We start from the raw sequence: 3,699 nt of genomic DNA on the forward strand, positions 1-3,699 counted from the left end.
TGACTTTAACCTCCTTGTATTTCTCTACCGTCGATGGCTTTAAGGCTTTTTTCCGTTTAATTCTCTTTCTGCGTTGATGGCTTGATTAAGCGCATCAATATATTGACTGGGCTCAACAATACGCTGCTCATTACGTGCTTTGCCTTTATTGGCATTTGCTTTTAGGTGAGTACTGTCCGTATATAATACCCGACCACTTATCAACCCTTTGGCAATGGCCTGCTCAACAATATTATCAAAAATCTGTTGATAGATTTCACTGTCATTAAACCGACGGCGACGATTTTGACTAAGTGTTGAGGCGTCAATCACTTTTTCGGTTAATCCCATTCCCAGAAACCAGCGGTAAGCTAAATTGACCTGAATTTCCTGAACCAGACGACGTTCACTGGGGATACCGAAAAGATACCCCAATAGCATGATTTTAAACAGTCTGACCGGATCTTCTGCCGGACGACCGTTATTCGGGCAATAAAGTGGTGCTACCGCTTCTCGAATAAATTCAAAATCAATGACTTTAGCTATTTTACGAACAAGATGATTTTGGGGGACAAGCGCATCTAGTGAGATTTGCTCTATTTTTTCTGGTGTCGCTGGAGTTGGTTTTTTTAGCATAGAAGAACTTCTCTTATAGTGGACTCCTCTCTATTAGATCAAAGAACTCGCCAAAAAGCGAGTTCTTTGTCATCAATCTGAAAACCCAGCATTTGCTGGGTTTTTTATTTATCTAAAACTATTTAATTTTAGCTTCTTTATAAACTACATGCTGACGAACAACAGGATCATACTTTTTGATCTCCATCTTTTCAGGCATAGTTCTTTTATTTTTGCTAGTGGTATAAAAATGACCTGTACCAGCAGAAGAAACTAATCTAATTTTTTCGCGTACACCTTTTGCCATGATATGGTTTCCTTATTAGTACTTTTCACCACGGGCACGAAGTTCAGCTAAAACCGCATCAATACCCTTTTTATCGATAGTACGCATACCTTTAGCAGATACACGCAATTTTACAAAACGTTTTTCACTCTCAATCCAGAAACGGTGAGTTTGAAGGTTTGGTAGAAAACGACGTTTAGTAGCATTCATCGCATGAGAACGATTATTTCCTACTAAAGGGCCTTTTCCTGTTACTTGGCATACTCGTGACATGTCAATAATTCTCCGAAATTTCAATGCTTAAGCCCTGGGCGTAATATGTTAATGGAATTAACCTCGTCAGGCTTTTAGTTTGCTGCAGTTCTATCTGAGAAGCAGTCTAACCTCTCACACTACACCCATAATAATGAGGTAGCGAAGTATACGCTGTTATACACAAATTCTCAAGCATTATCTTATTTAAGTGTAAAAATAAGATCATTATCCAAATAATTATTAACAAATAAATAATAATTGTTGTGATAACACTATTATGGCTAAGGTTAATTTAGATAAATATAAAAACCGTTTAATTTTATGATAAATATGGTTTAATACTATTAATTATCGCTTTTATCTATTAGATCTAATTTTCAAGGAGATTGTATGAGCCAGTTCACGCCATATAGTATATACGGCATTATCGGTTATCCGTTAGGGCATAGTATGAGTCCTCTTATTCATACTACATCATTTCAAGATTATGGTATTCCTGCCGTTTTAGTGCCTTTTGCTACGCCACCTGAAGAAATATCAACACTATTTAAATCAGTAAGACTATTAAATATTAGAGGGTTATGTGTCACTATTCCACATAAGCAGGCTATTATTCCTTATTTAGACGAAGTAACTGAGCATGTCAAAAAAGCAGGGGCAGCTAATTTAGTTTATTGGAATGGCGATAAGCTTTGTGGCGATAATACGGATATTGTTGGCTTTATGCAGCCACTGGAACAAAAGAAATTACCTGTTGAATATAAAAAAGTTTTATTACTAGGAGCGGGAGGCGCAGCACGTGCTGCTGTTGTTGGATTGCAAGACCTTGGTTATACCGAAATTACTGTGACAGACATTATGCTCGACTCAGCCAAAGCATTAGCAAAAGAGTTCAATCTAAAAGCAATAGCTTGGGAAGAACGCAGCCAAGTTGAAGCACAAATTATTATTAATTCTACCCCATTAGGTATGCAAGGTAGATTTGAAGATCAGACGCCTTATGAACAGGCTTGGTTTAAAGGGAAAGGCTTGGCGTATGATATTGTCTATACACCATACAATACTCGATTTAGACAAGAAGCAGAAAAAGCGGGCTGGGAATCAATATCAGGGCGTGAAATGTTTATTGGTCAAGCAAATGCTCAATTTAAAATTTGGACAGGAAAAGATCTTTCTGAACGAGCAAAACAATCTGTAATTGATGCTTTAGCCGGAAAATAATTACTCAACAGATAAACACATCTAACGACATTGGAATTAGCTGTGTTTTTTTATGATTTTATCATTAGGTTAGTAATTAATAACTCTCTGCATTAATAAATTAGCTTAATAAAAATTAGCACATTAAGTGGATAGATCAAAAGCATTATAATAAGGAGTATTTATGACTAGCGTAGAATTGCAAGCGTATCGTCGTTTTCTTATGATAAAAGTGTCAGAAGCAAGCGAATATATTGGTAAAACAGATACAAATACATGGCTTGATTGGGAAAAAGGTATAACACCTGTGCCCAAATTCATTATAACGGCTATGCAAGAGCTAAAAAAGCTTCGAAACGAAAAAATTAATCTTATCATTAATAGCATCAATGATCGTGTTGGTAGTAATACTATTCGCTATTTTATGACATATGAAGAGTTTAAAAAGGTAAATCCAGAGCTTGACATCATTCAATGGCGACTACATCAATCAATTGCCACAGAGCTTTATTTCCGAGGTTTAGAAAAACTATGCTAATTAACTTAACCAAGATTATTTTAGGATCCTAATAGAGTATATTTACAAATAATGTAAATTTTAATTTACAAATTTAAGTTAAAAAATTTTAGTTAATTTATTGAAAAATAAATATTTTTTCAATTGTACCGATAATGTGTAAAAATATATTGCAAAAACAAATGTGAATCACTAGCATGGTGACTATATTCTGTAAATCTAAAAGGGCAGAACCCAATATGAATAAAACAATTTTTTTAGTTGGTGCTAGAGCTGCGGGTAAAACAACAATGGGAAAAATGTTAGCTGACAAGTTATCGTTTTCTTTTGTTGATACTGACAAGCATTTATTTGACACCACTCAAAAAACAGTAGCTGAAATTGTTGAAAAAGAAGGTTGGGAAGGATTCAGAGCAAGAGAAAGCCAAGTACTTGTTGATATAGCTAAACCAAATCATGTTATTGCAACTGGTGGAGGAATGGTATTAGCTGAGCATAACCGAGATTTTATGAAACAAAATGGCACGGTTATCTTTTTATCAGCACCTGCAGCAACACTGGCAGCGCGTTTAATGAAAGATCCTAATGTTGCTCAGCGCCCATCACTAACAGGTTTGTCTATTTTTGATGAACTGGAAAAGGTATTAACTGAAAGACTACCTTTATATCATGATGCTGCACATTATGAGGTCAATGTTGATCAAGATGAAAACTTGGTTCTCACGAAAATCCTTGAAATGCTTAAGCGTTAAATTTAGCCAAAATATTACCTAAAAAGTGGTGTTGTTTAATAAAAGCAAATAATCAATTTAATAAAGAATTCTATATAAATTTATATCTTAATTAA

5 protein-coding genes and 1 pseudogene are annotated in these 3,699 nt (G+C 34.9%); 3 read left to right on the forward strand and 3 right to left on the reverse strand.

Going from position 1 to position 3,699, the window contains the following annotated elements; translation table 11 throughout:
- The 3 genes and pseudogenes from A9G40_RS10515 to rpmB form a co-directional block, all read right to left on the reverse strand.
- A pseudogene (locus tag A9G40_RS10515) lies at positions 1 to 615 on the reverse strand (transposase); the annotation flags it as partial.
- A 118-nt stretch (positions 616 to 733) separates the two neighbouring features.
- Positions 734 to 901, reverse strand: a complete 168-nt coding sequence (rpmG, locus tag A9G40_RS10520; protein ID WP_034884348.1) for a 50S ribosomal protein L33 — start codon at positions 899 to 901, stop codon at positions 734 to 736.
- 15 nt (positions 902 to 916) lie between these two features.
- Positions 917 to 1,153, reverse strand: a complete 237-nt coding sequence (rpmB, locus tag A9G40_RS10525) for a 50S ribosomal protein L28 (RefSeq protein ID WP_034884345.1) — start codon at positions 1,151 to 1,153, stop codon at positions 917 to 919.
- 372 nt (positions 1,154 to 1,525) lie between these two features.
- On the opposite strand from rpmB, the gene aroE reads away from it, so the two are divergent.
- From aroE to aroL, 3 genes are all read left to right on the forward strand, one after another.
- Entirely contained in the window at positions 1,526 to 2,356 is an 831-nt protein-coding gene (gene aroE / locus A9G40_RS10530) for a shikimate dehydrogenase (RefSeq protein WP_065583006.1), read from the forward strand.
- Between the two features lie 163 nt (positions 2,357 to 2,519).
- Positions 2,520 to 2,873 (forward strand): Aca2/YdiL-like domain-containing protein, encoded by a 354-nt coding sequence (locus tag A9G40_RS10535; RefSeq protein ID WP_065583007.1) that lies wholly within the window; start codon positions 2,520 to 2,522, stop codon positions 2,871 to 2,873.
- Positions 2,874 to 3,091: 218 nt separating this feature from the next.
- Entirely contained in the window at positions 3,092 to 3,604 is a 513-nt protein-coding gene (gene aroL / locus A9G40_RS10540; RefSeq protein ID WP_065583008.1) for a shikimate kinase AroL, read from the forward strand.
- The last annotated feature ends 95 nt before the right edge of the window (positions 3,605 to 3,699 follow it).

It is taken from the genome of Gilliamella sp. Nev3-1 (assembly GCF_001690435.1).
GTDB classification, from domain to species: domain Bacteria; phylum Pseudomonadota; class Gammaproteobacteria; order Enterobacterales; family Orbaceae; genus Gilliamella; species Gilliamella apicola_C.

Bases quoted from the DNA above. Each gene is read 5' to 3' on its own strand.
- rpmB (WP_034884345.1), bottom strand. From the start codon at position 1,153: ATGTCACGAGTATGCCAAGTAACAGGAAAAGGCCCTTTAGTAGGAAAT.
- aroE (WP_065583006.1), top strand. From the start codon at position 1,526: ATGAGCCAGTTCACGCCATATAGTATATACGGCATTATCGGTTATCCG.
- A9G40_RS10535 (WP_065583007.1), top strand. From the start codon at position 2,520: ATGACTAGCGTAGAATTGCAAGCGTATCGTCGTTTTCTTATGATAAAA.
- aroL (WP_065583008.1), top strand. From the start codon at position 3,092: ATGAATAAAACAATTTTTTTAGTTGGTGCTAGAGCTGCGGGTAAAACA.
- rpmG (WP_034884348.1), bottom strand. From the start codon at position 901: ATGGCAAAAGGTGTACGCGAAAAAATTAGATTAGTTTCTTCTGCTGGT.